Source organism: Enterovirga sp. CN4-39, assembly GCF_049446235.1.
Taxonomy (GTDB): Bacteria; Pseudomonadota; Alphaproteobacteria; order Rhizobiales; family Beijerinckiaceae; genus Enterovirga.
This window is the reverse complement of record NZ_JBMSEF010000025.1, coordinates 24,492-44,005: the sequence shown is the minus strand read 5'-3', so window position 1 is coordinate 44,005 and position 19,514 is coordinate 24,492. Positions and strand designations below refer to the sequence as shown.

The window sequence follows — 19,514 nt, the reverse complement described above, 5'->3', positions numbered from 1 at the left end:
GTACCACCGCAAACCCCGTGCCGACCCGGACGGGGAGCGTCAATCTGGTACAATTGCCGGCGAAGTAGCTGAATTTGCGAGAGGTGGTCAGACGCCAACGTGTCGCGGCCAAGCTTCGATGTGCCCAGATTGCCGCCTATTTGGGCGCAACTTCCCAGATTTTGTGCACAATCCATGCTGGCCGAGCGGCCGGGTTTCGGGCGATCCTCCCGGTCGAAACAGGACCGGGTGCGAGCGCGGGAGATGGGGGACGACGAGATCCACAGGGCGCTGTCGCGCGTGCTGCTGGCCGGCCTCGTCCCGCCCGGCACCAAGCTCGGCGAGCATCATCTGGCGGAGATCTTCGGCGTGAGCCGCGAGAAGATCCGCAAGGTGCTCCAGCGGCTCGGGCACGAGAGGCTGATCACGCTGGAGAAGAACCGCGGCGCCTTCGCGATCGCGCCGGATCTGGGCGAGGCAAGGACGATCTACGAGGCCCGCCGCATCCTCGAAGGCGGGATCGTGGCGCATCTCGCCGACGCCCTCGACGACGCAGGCCGCGAAAGGCTCGCGCGCCATGTCGCGGACGAGGATGCCGCGCTCGCCTCGGGCGACCGCATCACCTCCATCCGGCTATCGGCCGAGTTCCACGCCATCCTGGCCGAGCTCACCGGCAACCCGATCATCATCCGGCAGATGCAGGAGCTCGTGGCCCGCACCATGATGCTGGTCGCGTTCTTCGAGCCGGACAGCTCCTCCGCGTGCCAATGCGCGGAGCACCGCGCGGTCTTCCGGTCGCTGCTCGCAAGGGAGCGCAGCAAGGCGGTGCGCGCGATGACGACTCATCTCTCCCTGGTCGAGACGCGGCTGCGGCCGCGCATCTGCGAGGCCCCGTCGGCCTCGCTCGAGGACATCTTGAGAATGGAATTGCGGTCCGACACTGCGCCCGCCCCGTCGCTCTCCGAGGCGGCGGAATGAGCGAGGGACACGACAGCGGTCCCCAGCCCTTCGATCTCCTGGTCGAGGGCGCAAGGATCCTCACGGGCGATCGGCTCCTCCCCGAGATCGTCGAGGGCCGCATCGGGATCGCCGGCGACCGCATCACCCATCTGGGCCCGGCCGAGGGCCCTGCCCCTCCCGCCCGCCGGACCATCGCGGCCGGAGGGCATCTGGCGATCCCGGGCCTCGTCAACGTCCACACCCATGCGGCGCTCACGATGCTGCGCGGCGTCGCGGAGGATCTCGGCTTCGCGCCCGCCTACACGCCCGGGATTCCACAGGGACACGACCTCGAACCGGACGAGGCGGTGGCTTTCGCCCGCCTCGGCGCGCTGGAGGCCCTGACCTTCGGCTCAACGCTCATCAACGACACCTACGAGTATGCCGAGCTCGCGCTTCCCGCGATGGCGGAAATCGGGTTGCGCGTGACGGCCTGCGGCCGCATCCGTGACGTCGATTTCGCCGGCATCGCGGCGGGCCGCTGGGAGCACGATCCGAAGATCGGGCGGCGGACGCTGGATGCGGCGCTTGCGCTGCACGGGCGATTCCAGGGCACGCAGGACGGCCGGGTCGGCGTCCAGCTCGCCTCCCATGCGCCGGACACCTGCTCGGCCGACCTCCTGCGCGAGGTGCGCGCCGCCCGCGACGCCACCGGCATGCGGGTCACGACCCATCTCGCCCAGTCGAAGCTCGAAGTCGCGCGGGTGCGCGAACGTGATGGTCTCAGCCCGCCCGAACTCCTCGACGAGCTCGGCCTGCTCGGGCCGGACCTGATCGCCGCCCATTGCATCTGGCTGGACGAGAGCGACATCCGGCGTGTCGGGCAGGCCGGCATCCGGGTCGCCCATATCCCGAAGGGGAACGCGACCGGCGGCACCATCGCGCCGATCGCCGAGCTGCGGAAGGCCGGCGCCACGATCGCGCTGTCCACGGACAACATGCATGCCGACATGGTCGAGGCCATGCGCTGGGCGCTGAATGCCGGCCGCATCCGCGCGGGCGGCGTCACGGACGAGTGGCAGCCCCCCATCGCCTTCGAGATGGCGACCCGCAACGGCGCCGCCGCGATGGGGCTGGAGGACGAGATCGGCCAGCTCGGCATCGGCCGGAAGGCGGACATCGTCCTCGTCGACATGCGCAGGCCGCATTGGGCCCCGCTCCTCAACCCGCTGGGATCGCTCCTCCATGTCGGCCAGGGCCGGGACGTCGCCCACGTGATCGTCGATGGCCGGGTCGTCCTGGAGGACGGCCGGCCGACGCTCGTCTCCGCGGACGAGATCGTCCGCGACGCGCAGCGCGCGGCCGAAGCCTTATGGCGCCGCGTGGCCGGATGACGCGCGTTCGAGCGCAAGCCGCACAGATGCCGGAACGGGTTCGATGATCGGCACGGGCAAGAGCGGCGCGATGGCGCGTGCCGCCATCGCGAGCGGGCCGCCGCCGATCACCACGGCTTCCGCGCCGGCCCCTATGGCGGCCCGGCACGCATCGGCCAGCGCCTCCTCCAACCGCTCCCGATCCGCCATCAGGACCGCCGGATCGCCCGGCGTGAGATGGACGCCGCGGAACAGCGACCCGTGCCCGTACCGGTGCGCCGTCGCCGTGATGGCGGCCGCGAGGTCGGGGGTCGTCGTCGCGACCGCGAAGGGCCGCCCGCCGGCAGCCGCCTCGGCCATGCCGGCCTCCGCGATCCCCGTCACCGGACAGGACAGGAGAGCGCGGGCCTCCTCCAGCGCCGGATCGCCGAACGCGGCCATGATCACGGCGTCCGGGAGCGTGGCGCGGCCGCGAAGCAGATCGAGGACGGCCGTCGCGGCCGTCGCCAGCTGCGCCTCGTTGGTGATCAGCCCCACGCCCCATGGCGCGGTGGCGCCCTCGACCGTGACGCCCTCCGGCGCCGCCGCCTCGGCGATCCGCACCATGGCGTCGGTGGTCTCCCGGGAGGTGTTCGGGTTGACGAGAAGAAGGCGCATGAGGCTCCGCGGGGACGGCTCGGCTTGCCGAAAGGATCTGGCGTGATGCGAATAGTACTTCTGAACCCGAACACCACTGCCGAACTCACGGACCTGATGCTCGCGGCCGGCCGCAAGGCGGCGGCGCCCGGGACCGAACTCGTACCGATGACGGCGCCACGCGGCCTTCCCTACATCTCGACGCAGGCCGAGGCGCAGATCGCCGGCGCGATCGCGCTCGAGATGCTGGCGGAGGCCGGCCCGGTCGACGCCGCGATCATCGCGGCCTTCGGCGACCCGGGCCTTCTCGGCGCCCGCGAGCTCTTCCCCTTCCCGGTCGTCGGGATGGCAGAGGCCGCGATGCTGACCGCCTGCATGCTCGGGCGGCGCTTCGGCATCGTGACCTTCTCGGGGGCGCTCGCGCCCTGGTACCGCGACACGGTCGATCTCTACGGGCTCGGCGGGCGCTGCGCCGGTGTCTTCCCGCTCCAGGGCCGGTTCACGTCGATCACCGATGTCCAGGGCGAGAAGGAGGAGCTCCTGGTCGAGCTCGCCCGTCACGCGGCGGCTGCGGGCTCGGACATCCTCATCTTCGCCGGCGCGCCTCTCTCCGGGCTCGCCGCGCGCGTCGCCGATCGCCTGCCCGTGCCTGCGGTCGAGCAGGTTGCCGCAGCCGTGCGGCAGGCCGAGACGCTGGCGATCCTGCGCGCGAGCGCGGGCGCCTGGCCCGCCCCGGCCTACCCTCCGAAGCCGACGAGCGGCCTGCCCGCCGCGCTTGCGTCCCGGATCGAGGGGAGCGCTTCCCTCCCTTGAGGCCGGCCGGGAGCGATCCCGGATTCGAGAGCCCCGACACCGTCTGAAATCCCGGAGTCTACCGGCGAAACCCCGTCGTCCGGCGAAGCACAACGAGCTTCTCGCGGCACCAACGTTACGTGTTGAACCGCACAACAATCCGGAAATAACTTGCCGATACTCTACGCAGACGCGTGACGGAGGACGCGATGCGTACGAGTAATGCTCTTCAAATCGCCCGCGCCATGGCCTGCAACGACAACGGCGTGGCGAGCGTGGCCCGTGGCGCGGTGGCGCCGAGAGGCATCCTCACCGCGGCCGTCGAGGTCTGCGGGCGCGTGCTCCTCAGCTACGTCGCCCAGGGCTCCATGATCCTGGTACGGGCCGAGCGGCGCCGGTTCGCGCGTGCGGCCTGAGCTTTCGGCATCCCCGCGTCGCGGGATGCTCAGTTGTAGAGCGCCACGGGCCGGAAGGCGCGGAGGAGGTCGCGATCGAGCTTGGCTCCCATCGCCTCCATCGTCTCGTAGGCCCGCGGGCGCGGCATGGCCGGCTTGTAGGGGCGATCCTCGATGAGGGCCGTGAAGATGTCGGCGAGGCCCACGATGCGGGCCATGTCCGAGACGTCGCCGCCCGAGAGGCCGTGAGGGTAGCCGGAGCCGTCCAGCATCTCGTGGTGATGCAGGACCGCATCCAGGGTCTCGTCCGAGAACTCGCCGCTCGCCTGCGCCAGCGTCGCGTGGCCGAGAACCGGGTGCTCCCGCACGAGGGCCGCCTCGTCCTCGCTCAACCGGCCGGGCTTTTCCAGGATGGCCAGGGGGATCTGTGCCTTGCCGACATCATGCACGATCGCGGCGCGCGCAATCCGGCGCTGGTCGGCGAGATTCATCCCGAGTTGCTGCGCGAAGGCCACCGCAACGCCGGTCACCGCCAGGCAATGCCGGTAGCTCTGCGAATGATGCAGGCGAACCGCGTCCAGCCAGCCTCTCAGGCTCGCCGCACGGATGGCCTCGATCGTCGGCTCCTCCTGGGCCGCGACATCCTCCGCCGTGAGCGCCGCACCGGCGGCCACTCCCTCAAACATGCGGGCGACTGCCGCGTGCGCGAGCTGCAATCCGCTCTTGAGGCTCGGGCCGAGCTCGGAGATGTCCCGCTCGAAGCCCGACACGAACCGCGAGCGGAACCAGCCGAGAATGAGCTCGTCATCGAAGGGCCGGGTGATCGAATCCGTGATCCCGAGCGCGCCGGCCTCGACCACGCCGAGGCTGCGGTTCTTCTCCGTCACGACCAGGCGCGGGACGTCGCGGTGGAAGGGCCGCGCGAGTTCCGCCTGGACGGCCCGGAAGCTCTTGCCGGAGCGCAGGTCGAAATCGCAGACGATGGCCACGGCGGGGATCGGGTTGAGCTTCTCGAGTTCCGAGACGTGCACGGCCCGCACCATCGCGATATTGGCGAGCAGCCGCGCCAATTCGCGGCTTTGCTCGGCCTGCTCGAAGACGAGCAGCAGGATGCGTCTCCGGTCGGAGACTTTGGCCGGGAGCATCCGGAACTCTTCGCCCCAAACTGTCGGACCACCTTTGGTGGCCACATATGTGGCACGAAGGTCGTTAGCGATTACCTGACGCGACCTCGACCTTTCTTCCCGATGTGCTTGCGGAGCTTCTACGGACGGGAGGTGTCCGGGGCGAAGGGCAGGCTCGACTGCGCCGCCGGCAGGGTTTCGATGAGGTCGCCGGGTTCCAGCTCGCCAGAGGCCAGGACCTCGGCGTAGATCCCGCAATCCGGATGGCCGAGCCGCTGCATCAGGGTCTTGGGGATGTCCATGTCGCGCTCGGCCGTCACGGGGTCGACGTTGGTGGCGGCGCAGCGCTGGATCCGCTTGGTGACCTGGAGGCGCAGCCCGGAGGGAGCCGCGAGTTCCGCGCCCACGAGGTCGAACTCGGCCCAGGGCTCCAGCCCCTCGACCATGACGTTGCCGCGGAAGCGGAGCGGATCGACCGGGCGGCCGAGCATGTCCCCGATGGCCCGAACGCTCGCGAGGTTGATGAGGGAGACATAGCCGCTTCGGGAATCCGTGAAGCGGAACGCGTCCGGGGCGGCCAGCACCTTCGGCGGCCCGCGGAGCTCGCGCGGCAGGGTACGGCGGATGAAGGCCTCTAGCGCCAGCCGTCCCGCCGGCGCGGACAGGTCGGCGCTGACGGAGCCGCCCTCCCCCTCCACGTGAAGGGTGCTGGTCGCGTCGTCGTAGCGCGTGCGGAGCCGCGCGAGCGCCTCGTTCCGCATCAGCATCAGGAACTTGATCTTCGGCTGATGCCGCGGCTCCGCCGGGTCGAAGCCGGACGGCCCGTTCTCGATGGCGTAGAGCCTGTCCGCAGGGAAATAGGCCCCGCGCTCCAGCCGGGCGCCCTCCAGGCGTTCGGGCGAGAGACCCTTGACGGGATAGCGATAGAGCGAGGCGACGCGCATTCCCACTACATAGAGGGAGTACGTCCGCGTGCGAAGCCGTCTACGGCGCCTCGGGCAGCGGGTCGTCCCGCTCCTCGCGGTCGATCGGGGGCTCGTAGCCGAACTCGGTGCGCTCGCCGAATGTCGCCGGCGTGACAGAGGGGAACTCCTCCTCCTCGCTTTCCGGAACGGCGAGCCCCATCTCGTCGTTGCGCTTCAAATCGGCCCGGGCCTTCTCGGCTTCAGAGCGCGGGTCCTTCGGAGCGGCCATGGCTCAGGTCCTGGTTTGCGCCGGATCAATGCGCGTCCCCGGTACCCGTTCCAGAGGCGAAGAGAGCAGGCCCAAGAACCCTTGTGTCACCGGAATGCCACACCACATCCGGTGGGCCGGTGGCTCGACGAGTGCCGGCGTCCGGAGGCCTCGGGGGAGAGCCGGCCGGACATCTTCTTCGGCAACCCGTGCCTAGAGGGGCGGGAAGCCGGGCGAGGGGTGAAACATGGATCTAGAGAAATATACCGACCGGGCGCGCGGCTTCATCCAGTCCGCCCAGATGCTGGCCATGCGGGAGGGGCATCCGCAGCTCAGCCCCGGCCATCTGCTCAAAGTCCTGCTCGACGACCCCGAGGGGCTCTGCTCCGGTCTGATCGACCGCGCGGGCGGCCGCTCGCGCGATGTGCGCCAGGGCGTCGAGACGTGGCTGTCCAAGCAGCCGAAGGTGTCGGGCGCGGCCTCGCAGCCCGCCGCGACGCGCGAGCTCATCAAGCTCTTCGATACGGCCGAGCAGGCCGCCCAGAAGGCCGGTGACTCCTATGTCACGGTCGAGCGGCTGCTCCTCGCGCTGGTGATCGAGAAGGACAGCGAGGCGGGCCGCATCCTGCAGCAGGCGGGCGTCACGCCGCAGAACCTGAACGCCGCCATCGAGGCGCTGCGCAAGGGCCGCACGGCCGACAACGCGTCCGCCGAGAACAGCTACGACGCGCTGAAGAAATACGCCCGCGACCTGACCGACGCGGCGCGGCAGGGCAAGCTCGACCCGGTGATCGGCCGCGACGAGGAGATCCGCCGCACCATCCAGGTCCTGTCGCGGCGCACCAAGAACAACCCCGTGCTCATCGGCGAGCCGGGCGTCGGCAAGACGGCCATCGTCGAGGGCCTCGCGCTGCGCATCGTCAACGGCGACGTGCCCGAGAGCCTCAAGGACAAGCAGCTCCTGGCGCTCGACATGGGCGCCCTCATCGCGGGCGCGAAGTATCGCGGCGAGTTCGAGGAGCGGCTGAAGGCCGTGCTGTCCGAGGTCACGGCGGCGGCGGGCGGCATCATCCTGTTCATCGACGAGATGCACACGCTGGTCGGCGCCGGGAAGGCCGATGGCGCAATGGACGCCTCGAACCTCCTGAAGCCTGCCCTCGCCCGCGGCGAGCTGCATTGCGTCGGCGCGACCACGCTCGACGAGTACCGCAAGCATGTCGAGAAGGACGCCGCGCTGGCGCGGCGCTTCCAGCCCGTCTTCGTGTCCGAGCCGACCGTGGAGGACACGGTCTCGATCCTGCGCGGCATCAAGGAGAAGTACGAGCAGCACCATGGCGTGCGCATCCAGGATTCCGCCCTGGTGGCCGCCGCGACGCTGTCGAACCGCTACATCACGGACCGGTTCCTGCCCGACAAGGCGATCGACCTCGTCGACGAGGCGGCCTCGCGCCTGCGCATGCAGGTCGATTCGAAGCCCGAGGAGCTCGACAACATCGACCGCGAGATCGTGCGGCTGAAGATCGAGGGCGAGGCGCTCAAGAAGGAGACCGACGCGGCCTCCAAGGACCGCCTGCAGAAGCTCGAGAAGGAGCTCGCCGACCTCGAGGAGCAGTCGGCCGCCATCACGGCGCGCTGGCGTGCCGAGAAGGACAAGCTCGGCGCCGCCGCGGAGCTGAAGAAGAAGCTCGACGAGGCCCGCAACACGCTCGCCAAGGCGCAGCGCGAGGGCAACTGGGCCAAGGCCGGCGAGCTCTCCTACGGGATCATCCCGCAGCTGGAGAAGGAGCTCGGCGAGCTCGAGGCGCGCGGCGACGACGGCACGCGCGGCAACGGCTCCGGCATGATGGAGGAGGCCGTCACGCCGGCGCATGTCGCGGGCGTCGTCTCGCGCTGGACCGGCATCCCGGTCGACAAGATGCTCGAGGGCGAGCGCGAGAAGCTGCTCGCCATGGAGAGCGAGCTCGCCAAGCGCGTCGTCGGCCAGAAGGAGGCCGTCGAGGCCGTCTCGACCGCCGTCCGGCGCGCCCGCGCCGGGCTGCAGGACCCGAACCGGCCGATCGGCTCGTTCATGTTCCTCGGCCCGACGGGCGTCGGCAAGACGGAGCTCACCAAGGCGCTCGCCGCCTTCCTGTTCGACGACGAGACCGCGATGGTCCGCATCGACATGTCGGAATACATGGAGAAGCACTCCGTGGCCCGGCTGATCGGCGCGCCTCCCGGCTATGTCGGCTACGAGGAAGGCGGGGCGCTGACGGAGGCCGTCCGCCGCCGGCCCTACCAGGTCGTGCTGTTCGACGAGATCGAGAAGGCGCATCCGGATGTGTTCAACATCCTCTTGCAGGTTCTCGACGACGGGCGGCTCACCGACGGCCAGGGCCGCACGGTCGATTTCCGCAACGTGCTCATCGTCATGACCTCGAATCTCGGCTCCGAGTACCTGGTCAACCAGCGCGAGGGTCACGACACGGATGAGGTCCGCGAAGAGGTGATGAACGTCGTCCGGGCGCATTTCCGGCCGGAATTCCTGAACCGGATCGACGAGATCATCCTCTTCCACCGCCTGCAGCGGTCGGAGATGGGCGCGATCGTCGATATCCAGATGCGGCGCCTGCAGAAGCTGCTCGACGAGCGGAAGATCACGATCCAGCTCGATCCGACGGCGCGCGGCTGGCTCGCCGAGAAGGGCTACGATCCCGCCTATGGCGCGCGCCCGCTGAAGCGCGTGATCCAGAAGAACGTGCAGGATCCGCTCGCCGAGCTGATCCTGTCGGGCGAGGTCCACGACGGCGAGACCCTGCCCGTCCGCGTCGGGCCGGGCGGCCTGATGATCGGCGACGTGACGGTCGGGGCCGAGAAGCGCCCCGCCGGCGTGCCGCTGCAGTAACCGGCGGCGCCGCGGCGCCGATCGAGAAACTTGTCGCGCCGTCCCGCACCCGCGGGGCGGCGTTTTCTTTTGCGTCGAAGGCGGCCCGGCCCCTCGCCCTGGCGCCTTGACCCGCGGCGCGCTTGTTCGTCCGATAGGGGTGACCGGAGGCTCGGATGGATTCGAAGAAGCTCGAGGCGCTGCGGGAGCGGTTCGCGTCGGCGAAGGGCGGGGACGTGTTCGATCCCGAGTTCCGGCGCGTGGCGGATCTCGTCTTCGTCGGCTCCGATCGCCGGCCCTGGCCCTTCGCGGAGGTCGCGACCTTTGCGGACGCGCCCTACCGTCCGGACGCGGCGGCGGAGGGTTTCGCCGGCCTCGACGTCGCGATCCTCGGCATTCCGATGGATCTCGGCGTCACCAACCGGGCCGGCGCGCGGCTCGGCCCGCGGGCCGTCCGGGCGGTCGAGCGGATCGGCCCCTACGAGCATGTGCTGAAGGTCGCCCCGCTCGGCGAGGCGCGCGTCGCCGATATCGGCGACCTGCCGATGGCGAGCCGCTTTTCGCTCGAGCGCTGCCACGCCGACATCGAGGCCTATATCCGCCGCATCGTGGAGGCCGGCGTAAAGCCGCTCTCGGTCGGCGGCGACCATTCGATCGGCCTGTCCATCCTGCGGGCCGTCGGCCGCGACCGGCCGGTCGGCCTCATCCATATCGACGCCCATTGCGACACCTCGGGCGAATACGAGGGCTCGAAATTCCACCATGGCGGGCCGTTCCGGCAGGCGGTGCTGGACGGCGTGCTGGACCCGGAGCGGACGATCCAGATCGGCATCCGGGGCGGCGCCGAATACCTGTGGGAGTTCTCCTACGCGTCCGGCATGACGGTGATCCACGCCGAGGAAGCGGTCGAGATGGGCATCCCGGCCGTCATCGCGAAGGCCAGGGAGGTGGTCGGCGACGGACCGACCTACGTCACCTTCGACATCGACAGCGTCGATCCCGGCTTCGCGCCCGGCACCGGCACGCCGGAGGTCGGCGGCCTCGCGCCGCGCGAGGTGCTCCAGATCCTGCGCGGGCTGACGGGCCTGAACCTCGTCGGCGCGGACGTGGTCGAGGTCGCCCCGCAATATGACGGAACCACCAACACGGCCCACATCGCCGCCCAGGTGATGTTTACGCTGCTCTGCCTGCTGGTGCGGAAGGGGTGAGGCTAGCGCCGCCGCGTCACCTCTCCCCCTGAGGGAGAGGTCGAGTCGGGCGCGGCAGCGCCCGACCGGGTGAGGGGTCGGCCCCTCATCCGGCCCGGCTTCGCCGGGCCACCTTCTCCCGCAAGATCACCGCCGCTGAGCGCGCCGTGATGGCTTTAGAGGATGCTCGCGGAAGCCGCTTGGCCTACTCGCGGGCTGAAGAAACCGCGCACGCGTAAGCAGAAGGCTCGACGCTTCCTCCGCTGGCGAGACCACGAGGCTTGTTTGATTAACGATTCCTTCCCCTCGTGCTTCTTCGGCGGGGTATTAAGCATCCCCTCTTCCCCACCTCGACTTGCTTCTCCTCAGTGACTGTTTGCTCGTGGCCTAGAACCTCTGTGATCACGCGGTGGATCGCCGCGCTTAGCTCGTTTTGCAGCCTTGCGTAGTAAATGAACTACCAACGATGGCGAGTGACATCGTTTGAGGCTCATAGCTGCGAAGACCAGGATAGGAGATATCCCGGTGAGCAAGCTACGAACGGCGAATCCACAGCCGCGGGTTGCGGGTGCTATCTGGAGGAAATGTGGAAAAGACTTCAGATTCTCCTGGACCGAGTTGAGTCACGGCTTGCTCTCTGGGCAACCCTTGGCGGGAGTTCTGCCATGGGCACGCTAGCGGCGTGGGCTGCCGCCGCTACCGACTGGCTTTCCGTTTGGGGTCCTGTTGCGTGGGTTGCCGCAGGGGTCTCGGCAGCCCTCGCTTCCTCACTCGTCGCGCTCACAGTTGCGTTGTCCGTGGAAAATTTCACTCGCGCTTCTCTGAATAGAAAGCGGTCGAGGGAGCCATCGGGGATCAATCCTCTTCAGGATAACTTCTTCAAAGAGATAATTACGGTATCAGACTTGTTTTCCTATTTTCATCAGATGCATACCGGAAAGACATTCCGAGAATGTCGCTTCGTCGGCCCGATGGTGATCGCTTTTGGCGATCATGTCTCTCTCTTCCAGCCGCGGATGAACCAATGCAACTTCATTTGCGTGCAGGAAGGGTGGATTACAGGAGTGGTAGCCTTCGAACAAAGTAGCTTTAAGAACTGCGAATTTGACAGCGTCACGTTTATTCTGGCCCCCGATCTCGCAAACATGTTGCATGAAGAGGCAAAAGGAAAAATTCGAATACTTGGACATCCATTCAGGCCGAACGAACTAGGTATCCAGCCGAATGTCGCGGGCGCCGGTCGCAGTTAAGACCTGAATGAAAAAGACTGTCGTAAATTTGCCGCGAGCAAGCTTATTGCGAACGTTCGGCTCAGTCTCTCTGACCCCGATGGCTGCCAGCTTCTCGACTAACTGCGCATAAGTAACGCCCTTTCGCTTCAACTCGGCCTTCAGGATCCCTCCGCTCGGAGCGGCCCACGCTTCTTCTGTGCCGCCTTCAGCCACGATTGCGGCGGCCTGAAGCCCTATGACATCGCCATCCGTCGCCGGCTCAAGTGCCGCGCCTGCGGCGAGCAGTTCTCGGTGACGAGCGGGACCATCTTAGCCTCGCGCAACCGCGCGGGACGCCGGGAGGGGCCTGGCGGATCCTCGAAGGCCGGTGAACCGGCGTCCCGCTCCCTCACAGGATTTCGGTCCAGCTCTTTGAACCATCGCTGGACCAGACCCCGGGCCGGGGACGGACGGCGCGTGCCTGGATGAAACCCAAGCCCCTTGCGCCGGCACCAAGCTTGCAGGTTACTGGGGACAGGATCTGACAGGGACACCAACGATGCGCATCGTCACGACGCTCGGAGCGGCGCTGATCGGAATCGCCGCGGCAACCTCGGCCTTCGCCCAGGGCAAGACGATCAAGATCGCCACGGAAGGCGCCTATGCGCCTTACAACTTCACGGCCCCGGGCGGGAAGCTCGACGGCTTCGAGATCGAGCTCGCGGCCGAGCTCTGCAAGCGTGCCAAGGTCACCTGCGAGGTCGTGCAGCAGGACTGGGACGGCATCATCCCGGCCCTCCAGGCCGGCAAGTACGACGCCATCATGGCCGGCATGAACATCACCGAGAAGCGCGCGGCCGTGATCGACTTCTCGATCCCCTATGTGCAGGAGGCGGGCAGCCTCGGCACCGCGAAGGACGGCCCGCTCGCCAAGCTGCCGGGGGACGGCCAGACCTTCAATTTCGACAAGGACAATGCGGGCGCCGTGAAGGCCCTGGAGGCCATGAAGCCACTGCTGAAGGGCAAGACGATCGGCGTCCAGGTCTCGACCATCCACGCGAACTTCGTCGACAAGTACCTGAAGGACACGGTCGAGATCCGCGAATACAAGACGACCGAGCAGCACGACCTCGACCTCCTGTCGGGCCGCATCGACGCGATCTTCGCCTCAGCCTCGGCCATCCGCGGCACCTTCGAGAAGCCCGACTTCAAGGACTACACGCTGGCCGGGGCCCGGTTCTCCGGCGACGTGTTCGGGCGCGGCGTCGCGGTCGGCATGCGGAAGGGCGATGCCTCCCTGAAAAAGCTCTTCGACGAGGCGATCGCCTCCATGAACGCCGACGGCTCGCTGAAGGACCTCTCCGTGAAGTGGTTCAAGTCCGACATCACGCTCAAGAGCTGACGTGGCGAGCGAGTCGGTCCCTCACCTCTCGGCGAGGGCAATGGGCGCGAAGCCCCGGGCTGATGCGAGGCGGGTCCGCGCCTGCCCTCCCCCCCGTGGGGAGGGCCGAGCCGACGCGGAGCGGCGGACCGGGGTGGGGGGCGTGCCGGATGGGGCGCGACCTGCCGGGATGCCCCCCACCCCCCGCCCCTCCCCACGAGGGGGAGGGGAGCGCACCCGCTCCGCCCCATGAGATATGTCGAGCTGATGGGCTTCGGCCCGACCGGCTGGGGTCCCGCCATGCTGCGCGCGGCCGGCATGACGGTCGTCGTGGCCGTGCTCGGCTTCCTGGTCGGCGCGGTCTTCGGCTCGCTCGCGGCCTGGGCGAAGCTGTCCCGGGTGAGGCCGCTGCGCTGGCTGGCGGACGGCTACACGACGCTGCTGCGCGGCGTGCCCGACCTCCTCGTCATCTACCTCTTCTATTTCGGCGGATCGGCGGCCCTGTCGGCGGTCGCCCGGATGCTCGGCGGCCAGGGCTTCGTCGGGGTTCCGGCGCTCCTGACCGGGGCGCTCGCGCTCGGCGCCATTTCGGGCGCCTACCAGGCTGAGGTCTATCGCGGCGCCTATCTGGCGCTCGCCAAGGGCGAGCTGGAGGCGGCCCGCTCCGTCGGCATGGCGCGGTTCCTGATGTTCCGGCGCATCGTGGCCCCGCAGGTGATGCGCTACGCGGTGCCGGGGCTCGGCAATGTGTGGCAGCTCGTGCTCAAGGAATCGGCCCTGATCTCGGTCACGGGCCTCGTCGAGCTGCTGCGGCAATCGCAGATCGGCGCCGGCTCGACGCGCGAGCCCTTTCCCTTCTACCTGACGGCCGCGGCGCTCTACCTCCTGATCACCACGGTCTCGACCTATGGGTTCAGCTGGGTCGAGGCCCGGTCGATGCGCGGCGTGAGGCGGGCCTGATGGATTTCGCCTTCATGGCCGAGACCTGGCTCGCGCTGCTGGCGGGCCTGCCGCTCACGCTGAAGCTCGCCGGCTGGTCCGTCCTGTGCGGCGGCGCGCTGGCGCTGCTCCTCGCCCTGATGAGCCTGTCGCGCCACCGGGCGCTCGTCTGGCCGGCCCGGGGCTTCGTATTCGTGTTCCGCGGGACCCCGCTCCTGGTCCAGGTGTTCCTGATTTATTACGGCCTCGGCCAGTTCCGGCCGACGCTCCAGGCCTGGGGCGTCTGGTGGTTTTTCCGCGAAGCCTATTGGTGCGCGCTGCTGGCCCTGTCGCTCAACACCGCCGCCTATGCGGCCGAGATCATCCGCGGCGCGATCCTGTCGGTCCCGCATGGGCAGATCGAGGCCGGCCGGGCCTGCGGCATGAGCCGCTTCACCCTGGCGCGCCGCATCACCGGCCCGATCGCGCTGCGGCAGGCCCTCCCGGCCTATTCGAACGAGATCGTCTCCATGGTGAAGGCGACCTCGCTCGCCTCCATCATCACGCTCGCCGAGGTGACCTTCATCGCCCAGAAGCTGATCGCCCAGACCTTCCGGGCCGTGGAGATCTTCATCTGCGCCGGCTCCATCTATCTCCTGATCAACATCCTCGTGACGCGCGCCATCCTGGGCCTCGAATACTGGCTCTCCCCCCATCTCCGCGCCGCCCCGCGCGAGCCGGCCGCCGCGGAGGCCGCGCATGCCTGAGCCGATCGTCCGCGCGACGGGGCTGAGAAAGCGCTTCGGCGCGCTCGAGGTCCTGAAGGGCGTCTCGGTCCAGGCCGAGAGGGGCGACGTGATCTCGATCCTCGGCGCCTCCGGCTCGGGCAAGTCGACGCTGCTGCGCTGCCTCAACCTCCTCGAGGTGCCGGACGAGGGCGAGATCTGCGTCGCGGGCGAGACGATCTCCCTCAAGCAGAGCCGTCACGGTCCGGAACCGACGGACCGGCGCCAGGTGGAGCGGCTGCGCCAGCGCGTCGCGATGGTCTTCCAGAGCTTCAACCTGTGGAGCCACATGACGGTCATCCAGAACGTCATCGAGGCGCCGGTCCACGTGCAGAAGCGGCCGAAGGCCGAGTGCATCGCGGAGGCGGAGGCGCTCCTCGCCAAGGTCGGGATCGCGGACAAGCGCAACCACTACCCGGCCCATCTCTCCGGCGGGCAGCAGCAGCGCGCGGCGATCGCCCGCGCGCTCGCGATGCGGCCGGACGTGATGCTGTTCGACGAGCCGACCTCGGCCCTCGACCCGGAACTCGTCGGCGAGGTGCTGCGCGTGATGCGGCAGCTCGCCCAGGAGGGCCGCACCATGCTGGTCGTCACGCACGAAATGGGATTCGCGCGCGACGTCTCCAGCCATGTGATGTTTCTCGACGAGGGCCGGATCGACGCCCAGGGTCCTCCCGCCGAGATGTTCGGCGCCCCGGAATCGGAGCGCTTCCGCCGCTTCATCCAGGGCCGCGGGTGAGGCGCCCCCCTACTGCTTGAGCACGGCGCGCAGCAGGGTCGTGATCTCGGTCACGGCGAGCTTCACGCCCTCCTCGTCGCCCTCGTGCTCCCGGAGCAGCGCCGCCGCGTGGTCGATGCCGGCACTCAGGTGATCCTGCAGCACGAGGAGCGACACCTCGCGAAGCGCGGCCGTGATCGCGGTCGCCTGCTGCAGCTCCTCGCCGCAATAGCGATCGTTCTCGACCATCTGGCGGAGCCCGCGGACCTGGCCCTCGATCCGGGCGAGGCGCGACAGGATGGGCTGCTTCTCCTCCGGCTCGCGCCGGAGATGGAGTCGCCCCTCGGAAAGCTCGTACCTCATGGCTCCCGCCTGCCTCTGCCGCGAGCCACGCCGCCCAGTTTCATGCGCGGGTAGAGCCCGCCTTGTCTCGATAGGTCCAAGAGCCGTGATCCCATCCTTCGTGGCTGCGGACGTTCGCAGCGGGAAGACCTGGCGGGCCGCTCGACGGTGCGGGTCCAAGTCCCCGCAGAGCTCGACGGCCGACGAACAGGCTTCAGGCTGTATCTATTCCAACTCGAATATGAATGATTGTGGAACCTGATCGACTAAACCCAGGGTAGATCGGTTTTCCACTGCCGGCTCGGCGGCTCACACCCATTGCCGGTTCGTGCTACGACCCCCGCCCGCGACATCTCCTTTCAAATTCCATGGCTCCTCCCCTCCTGTCGCTTCAGGGCGTCTCCCTCACGTTCGGCGGCACGCCGCTCCTCGAAAGCGCCGACCTCTCGGTGGCGGCGGGCGAGCGCGTCTGCCTCGTCGGCCGCAACGGCTCCGGCAAATCCACCCTGCTTCGCATTGCCGCGGGCCTCGTGGAGGCCGATCGCGGCGAGGTGTTCCGGCAGCCCGGCGCGACGATCCGCTACCTGCCGCAGGAGCCCGACATGGGGGGCTTCGACACGGTGCTGGCCTATGTCGAGGCGGGGCTCGGCCCAGGCGACGACGCGTATCGGGCGCGGTACCTGCTCGGCGAGCTCGGGCTGAGCGGCGAGGAGGATCCGGCCTCGCTCTCGGGCGGGGAGGCGCGCCGCGCCGCGCTCGCCCGGACGCTCGCGCCGGAGCCGGACATCCTGCTTCTCGACGAGCCGACCAACCATCTGGACCTCACCACGATCGAGTGGCTGGAGACGGAGCTGAAGAGCCTGCGCGGGGCGCTCGTCCTGATCAGCCACGACCGCCGCTTCCTGACGAACCTGTCGCGCGCGACCGTCTGGCTCGACCGCGGCCGCACGCGCCGGATCGAGCGGGGCTTCGGGGATTTCGAGGCCTGGCGGGACGAGGTCTTCGCCGAGGAGGAGGCGGAGCGCCACAAGCTCGACCGCAAGATCGCCGCCGAGGAGCACTGGGTCCGCTACGGGGTCACGGCGCGCCGCAAGCGCAATGTGCGCCGGATGGCGCAGCTCGCGGGTCTGCGCGAGTCGCGCCGGACTGAGCGTCGCGCCGCCGGCGACGTGAAGATGGCGGCTGCCGAGGCGGAGCAGTCCGGCACCCTCGTGATCGAGGCGAAGAACGTCGAGAAGGCCTTCGGCGACCGCCCCATCGTGGCCAATTTCTCGACCCGGATCCTCCGCGGGGACAGGATCGGCATCGTGGGCCCGAACGGCGCCGGCAAGACGACGCTGGTCAAGCTCCTGACCGGCATGCTGCCGCCCGATTCGGGCTCGGTCCGGCTCGGGGCCGCCATCGAGATGGTGGCCCTCGACCAGCGCCGCGAGAACCTCGATCCGAACGACACGCTCGCGGAGGCCATGACGGAGGGACGCGGCGACATGATCACGGTCGGCACCGAGACCCGCCACGTCATCGGCTACCTGAAGGACTTCCTCTTCTCGCCGGAGCAGGCACGGACGCCCGTGCGCGTGCTCTCCGGCGGCGAGCGCGGCCGCATCATGCTGGCGCGCGCGCTCGCCAAGCCCTCGAACCTGCTCGTGCTCGACGAGCCGACGAACGACCTCGATCTCGAGACCCTGGACGTCCTCGAGGAGATGCTGGGCGACTATACGGGGACGATCCTGCTGATCAGCCACGATCGCGACTTCCTCGACCGCGTCGCGACCTCCGTCATCGTCCCCGAAGGCAATGGCCGCTGGCTGGAATATGCGGGCGGCTACACGGACATGCTGGCGCAGCGCGGCGCCGACCTCGCGGCGCGCTCACCCGCCGCCCGGCCCGCCCCCAAGGCCCGCGCCGAGGCGGCTCCCACGCCCGCCCCCCAGCCGAATGCGAAGAAGCGGCTCAGCTTCCACCAGCAGCACGCGCTCAAGACGCTGCCCTCCCGCATCGAAACCCTGACCAGGGAGATCGAGGCGCTCCAGGCGAAGCTCGCCGACCCGGCCCTCTACGCGCGCGATCGCGCAGGCTTCGACAAGGCCTCCCTGGCGGTCGCCGAGAAGGCGGCGGAGCTCGAGGCCGCCGAGACGGAATGGCTCGAACTCGAGATCCTGCGGGAGGAGATCGGCTGAGGACCCGCGGTCAGTCGGCGTGCACCCCGGCCTTCCGGATGATGGGCGCCCACTTGTCGACCTCGGCGCGAAGATGGGCGGCCAGGGCGGCCGGGTTCACCTTGTCGGCGGAGACGGGCTGCATGCTGAGCTCGGCGAACCGCTGCACCACGGTGGGGTCCTTGAGGGCAGTCTGCAGTGCGACGAGCAGGCGATCGAGGACCGGCTTCGGCGTGCCCTTCGGCGCGTAGAGGCCATACCAGGTCGAGACCTCGAAGCCGGGCAGGCCCGCTTCGTGGGCGGTCGGAAGGTCCGGGAGCGTGGGCAGACGCGCCTTGGTGGTCACCGCATAGGCGCGCATCTTACCCTCCTTCACATAGGGCGTCGGGCCCGTCGCCGGATCGCACCACAGACCGATGCGGCCCGCCATGATGTCGATCAGGGCCGGGCCGCCGCCCCGGTACTGGACGGTCGTCATCTGCGTATCGAGGGTGCTCATCAGGAGTAGGCCGCAGAGATGCGAGGCGGAGCCGATCCCGGCATTGCCCAGCAGCACCTTCTCCTTGTTCTCCCTGATGTGGGCCGCGAGCTCGCGCAGGTCGCGCGGCGGGAACTCGTTCGGGGATACCAGGATCATGGGCACGTCGGTCACGAGACCGATCGGCTCGAAATCGCCGACCGGGTCGTAATTGAGCTTGCGGAACAGGGTCACGCTCGTCGCCTGCCCGACATGCATGAGGAGGATCGTGTAGCCGTCCGCGGGCGCCTTCGCGACCTTGCCGGTCCCGATCGTGCCGCCCGCCCCGCCCACATTCTCGATTACGACGGTCTGGCCGAGGTTCTGGCCCATCGCGGCGCCGAGGATCCGCCCGATGACGTCGCCCGGACCGCCCGCCGCGAACGGCACCACCATCGTGATGGGCCGGGACGGGAAGCTTTCCGCCGCCGCCAGTCCGGTCGTGAGCAGCAGGAGGCAAATGGCTTCCAGGATTCTTCTCACGGCCGGCACCCTCCCTATCAACAGTTTGGCTTACCGTCTTACAATCTGGCCTTTCACACAAGCTGCGGGTGCGGTTGCTCGGCGCGTTGACCTTCCGCCGAGCGGGGCCTTACCTAGGATAAGTTCGTCGCCCGAGGACTTGACCATGTACAAGGCCACGACCCAGGGGATCCGGGTTTGCGTGGAGCCGCGTTTCGTCGAAGAGGAGTCCCAGCCCGAGAAGCGGAAGTTCTTCTTCGCCTACACGGTGGAGATCACGAACATGTCGACGACGCGGGTGCAGCTGCGCTCCCGGCACTGGCGCATCACGGACGGCGAGGGAAACGTGCAGGAGGTGCGCGGCGCCGGTGTCGTCGGCGAGCAGCCGACCCTGGGGCCGGGCGAGAGCTTCACCTATACGAGCGGCTGCCCCCTCACCACGCCGGACGGCACGATGCAGGGCTCCTACACGATGCTGGCCGATAACGGCGAGACCTTTCGGGCCGAGATCCCGGCCTTCTCCCTGGATTCTCCCTTCGTGAAGCGGGTCCTCCATTGAC

General features: G+C 68.8%; 20 protein-coding genes and 1 pseudogene. 14 read left to right on the top strand and 7 right to left on the bottom strand.

Features of this window, described 5'->3' with window-relative positions:
• The first annotated feature begins 243 nt into the window (after nt 1-243).
• Both ACO2SS_RS25950 and ACO2SS_RS25945 read left to right on the top strand, forming a co-directional pair.
• Nucleotides 244-957: a GntR family transcriptional regulator gene (locus tag ACO2SS_RS25950; protein ID WP_423280756.1), complete on the top strand. Its 714-nt coding sequence runs from the start codon at nt 244-246 to the stop codon at nt 955-957.
• Complete coding sequence (locus ACO2SS_RS25945; protein ID WP_423280755.1) at nt 954-2,312, top strand: amidohydrolase family protein; 1,359 nt, start codon at nt 954-956, stop codon at nt 2,310-2,312. Before ACO2SS_RS25950 ends, ACO2SS_RS25945 begins: the two co-directional genes overlap by 4 nt.
• Here ACO2SS_RS25945 and ACO2SS_RS25940 read toward each other — a convergent pair.
• Nucleotides 2,289-2,948 (bottom strand): aspartate/glutamate racemase family protein, encoded by a 660-nt coding sequence (locus ACO2SS_RS25940; RefSeq protein ID WP_423280754.1) that lies wholly within the window; start codon nt 2,946-2,948, stop codon nt 2,289-2,291. The two genes, ACO2SS_RS25945 and ACO2SS_RS25940, sit on opposite strands and share 24 nt — an antisense overlap.
• Before the next feature lie 45 nt (nt 2,949-2,993).
• Between ACO2SS_RS25940 and ACO2SS_RS25935 the strand changes: the two genes are divergently transcribed.
• Together ACO2SS_RS25935 and ACO2SS_RS25930 are read left to right on the top strand one after the other, a co-directional pair.
• A complete protein-coding gene (locus ACO2SS_RS25935; RefSeq protein WP_423280753.1) occupies nt 2,994-3,740 on the top strand; it encodes an aspartate/glutamate racemase family protein in 747 nt (248 codons plus the stop codon).
• Between the two features lie 188 nt (nt 3,741-3,928).
• Nucleotides 3,929-4,135, top strand: coding sequence for a hypothetical protein (locus ACO2SS_RS25930; RefSeq protein WP_423280752.1), 207 nt, complete (start codon nt 3,929-3,931; stop codon nt 4,133-4,135).
• Between the two features lie 29 nt (nt 4,136-4,164).
• On the opposite strand, the gene ACO2SS_RS25925 is transcribed toward ACO2SS_RS25930, so the two are convergent.
• The 3 genes from ACO2SS_RS25925 to ACO2SS_RS25915 form a co-directional block, all read right to left on the bottom strand.
• On the bottom strand, nt 4,165-5,259 hold the full coding sequence (locus tag ACO2SS_RS25925; protein ID WP_423280751.1) for an HD-GYP domain-containing protein: 1,095 nt from the start codon (nt 5,257-5,259) through the stop codon (nt 4,165-4,167).
• Between the two features lie 119 nt (nt 5,260-5,378).
• Complete coding sequence (locus ACO2SS_RS25920; RefSeq protein WP_423280750.1) at nt 5,379-6,182, bottom strand: MOSC domain-containing protein; 804 nt, start codon at nt 6,180-6,182, stop codon at nt 5,379-5,381.
• Between the two features lie 40 nt (nt 6,183-6,222).
• A complete protein-coding gene (locus ACO2SS_RS25915; protein WP_423280749.1) occupies nt 6,223-6,432 on the bottom strand; it encodes a hypothetical protein in 210 nt (69 codons plus the stop codon).
• A gap of 226 nt (nt 6,433-6,658) precedes the next feature.
• Here ACO2SS_RS25915 and clpB point away from each other — a divergent pair, with 226 nt between their 5' ends.
• The 3 genes from clpB (at nt 6,659) to ACO2SS_RS25900 (ending at nt 11,711) form a co-directional block, all read left to right on the top strand.
• On the top strand, nt 6,659-9,295 hold the full coding sequence (gene clpB / locus ACO2SS_RS25910; protein ID WP_423280748.1) for an ATP-dependent chaperone ClpB: 2,637 nt from the start codon (nt 6,659-6,661) through the stop codon (nt 9,293-9,295).
• Nucleotides 9,296-9,450: 155 nt separating this feature from the next.
• Complete coding sequence (speB, locus tag ACO2SS_RS25905) at nt 9,451-10,482, top strand: agmatinase (protein ID WP_423280747.1); 1,032 nt, start codon at nt 9,451-9,453, stop codon at nt 10,480-10,482.
• Between the two features lie 644 nt (nt 10,483-11,126).
• Entirely contained in the window at nt 11,127-11,711 is a 585-nt protein-coding gene (locus ACO2SS_RS25900) for a hypothetical protein (protein WP_423280746.1), read from the top strand.
• Here ACO2SS_RS25900 and ACO2SS_RS25895 read toward each other — a convergent pair.
• Nucleotides 11,670-11,906: a DUF6471 domain-containing protein gene (locus ACO2SS_RS25895; protein ID WP_423280745.1), complete on the bottom strand. Its 237-nt coding sequence runs from the start codon at nt 11,904-11,906 to the stop codon at nt 11,670-11,672. The genes ACO2SS_RS25900 and ACO2SS_RS25895 overlap by 42 nt on opposite strands.
• Nucleotides 11,907-11,909: 3 nt before the next feature.
• Here ACO2SS_RS25895 and ACO2SS_RS25890 point away from each other — a divergent pair.
• From ACO2SS_RS25890 to ACO2SS_RS25870, 5 genes and pseudogenes are all read left to right on the top strand, one after another.
• A pseudogene (locus tag ACO2SS_RS25890) lies at nt 11,910-12,014 on the top strand (IS1595 family transposase); the annotation flags it as partial.
• A 217-nt stretch (nt 12,015-12,231) separates the two neighbouring features.
• The gene (locus ACO2SS_RS25885) at nt 12,232-13,074 is read left to right on the top strand and encodes a transporter substrate-binding domain-containing protein (protein ID WP_423280744.1); all 843 of its coding nucleotides are present in this window, start codon (nt 12,232-12,234) and stop codon (nt 13,072-13,074) included.
• 228 nt (nt 13,075-13,302) lie between these two features.
• Entirely contained in the window at nt 13,303-14,013 is a 711-nt protein-coding gene (locus tag ACO2SS_RS25880) for an ABC transporter permease (protein WP_423280743.1), read from the top strand.
• A complete protein-coding gene (locus tag ACO2SS_RS25875) occupies nt 14,013-14,738 on the top strand; it encodes an ABC transporter permease (RefSeq protein WP_423280742.1) in 726 nt (241 codons plus the stop codon). Before ACO2SS_RS25880 ends, ACO2SS_RS25875 begins: the two co-directional genes overlap by 1 nt.
• Complete coding sequence (locus ACO2SS_RS25870; RefSeq protein WP_423280741.1) at nt 14,731-15,495, top strand: ABC transporter ATP-binding protein; 765 nt, start codon at nt 14,731-14,733, stop codon at nt 15,493-15,495. Before ACO2SS_RS25875 ends, ACO2SS_RS25870 begins: the two co-directional genes overlap by 8 nt.
• A 9-nt stretch (nt 15,496-15,504) precedes the next feature.
• On the opposite strand, the gene ACO2SS_RS25865 is transcribed toward ACO2SS_RS25870, so the two are convergent.
• Complete coding sequence (locus tag ACO2SS_RS25865) at nt 15,505-15,837, bottom strand: metal-sensitive transcriptional regulator (protein WP_423280740.1); 333 nt, start codon at nt 15,835-15,837, stop codon at nt 15,505-15,507.
• 347 nt (nt 15,838-16,184) lie between these two features.
• On the opposite strand from ACO2SS_RS25865, the gene ACO2SS_RS25860 reads away from it, so the two are divergent.
• Nucleotides 16,185-17,996, top strand: a complete 1,812-nt coding sequence (locus tag ACO2SS_RS25860; protein ID WP_423280739.1) for an ABC-F family ATP-binding cassette domain-containing protein — start codon at nt 16,185-16,187, stop codon at nt 17,994-17,996.
• Nucleotides 17,997-18,006: 10 nt separating this feature from the next.
• Here ACO2SS_RS25860 and ACO2SS_RS25855 read toward each other — a convergent pair whose 3' ends face one another.
• Nucleotides 18,007-18,975, bottom strand: a complete 969-nt coding sequence (locus tag ACO2SS_RS25855; protein ID WP_423280738.1) for a tripartite tricarboxylate transporter substrate-binding protein — start codon at nt 18,973-18,975, stop codon at nt 18,007-18,009.
• A gap of 145 nt (nt 18,976-19,120) precedes the next feature.
• Between ACO2SS_RS25855 and apaG the strand changes: the two genes are divergently transcribed.
• Nucleotides 19,121-19,513 carry a Co2+/Mg2+ efflux protein ApaG gene (gene apaG / locus ACO2SS_RS25850; protein WP_423280737.1) on the top strand — a complete coding sequence of 131 codons (393 nt, stop codon included), beginning with the start codon at nt 19,121-19,123 and terminating at the stop codon, nt 19,511-19,513.
• Nucleotide 19,514 lies beyond the last annotated feature (1 nt).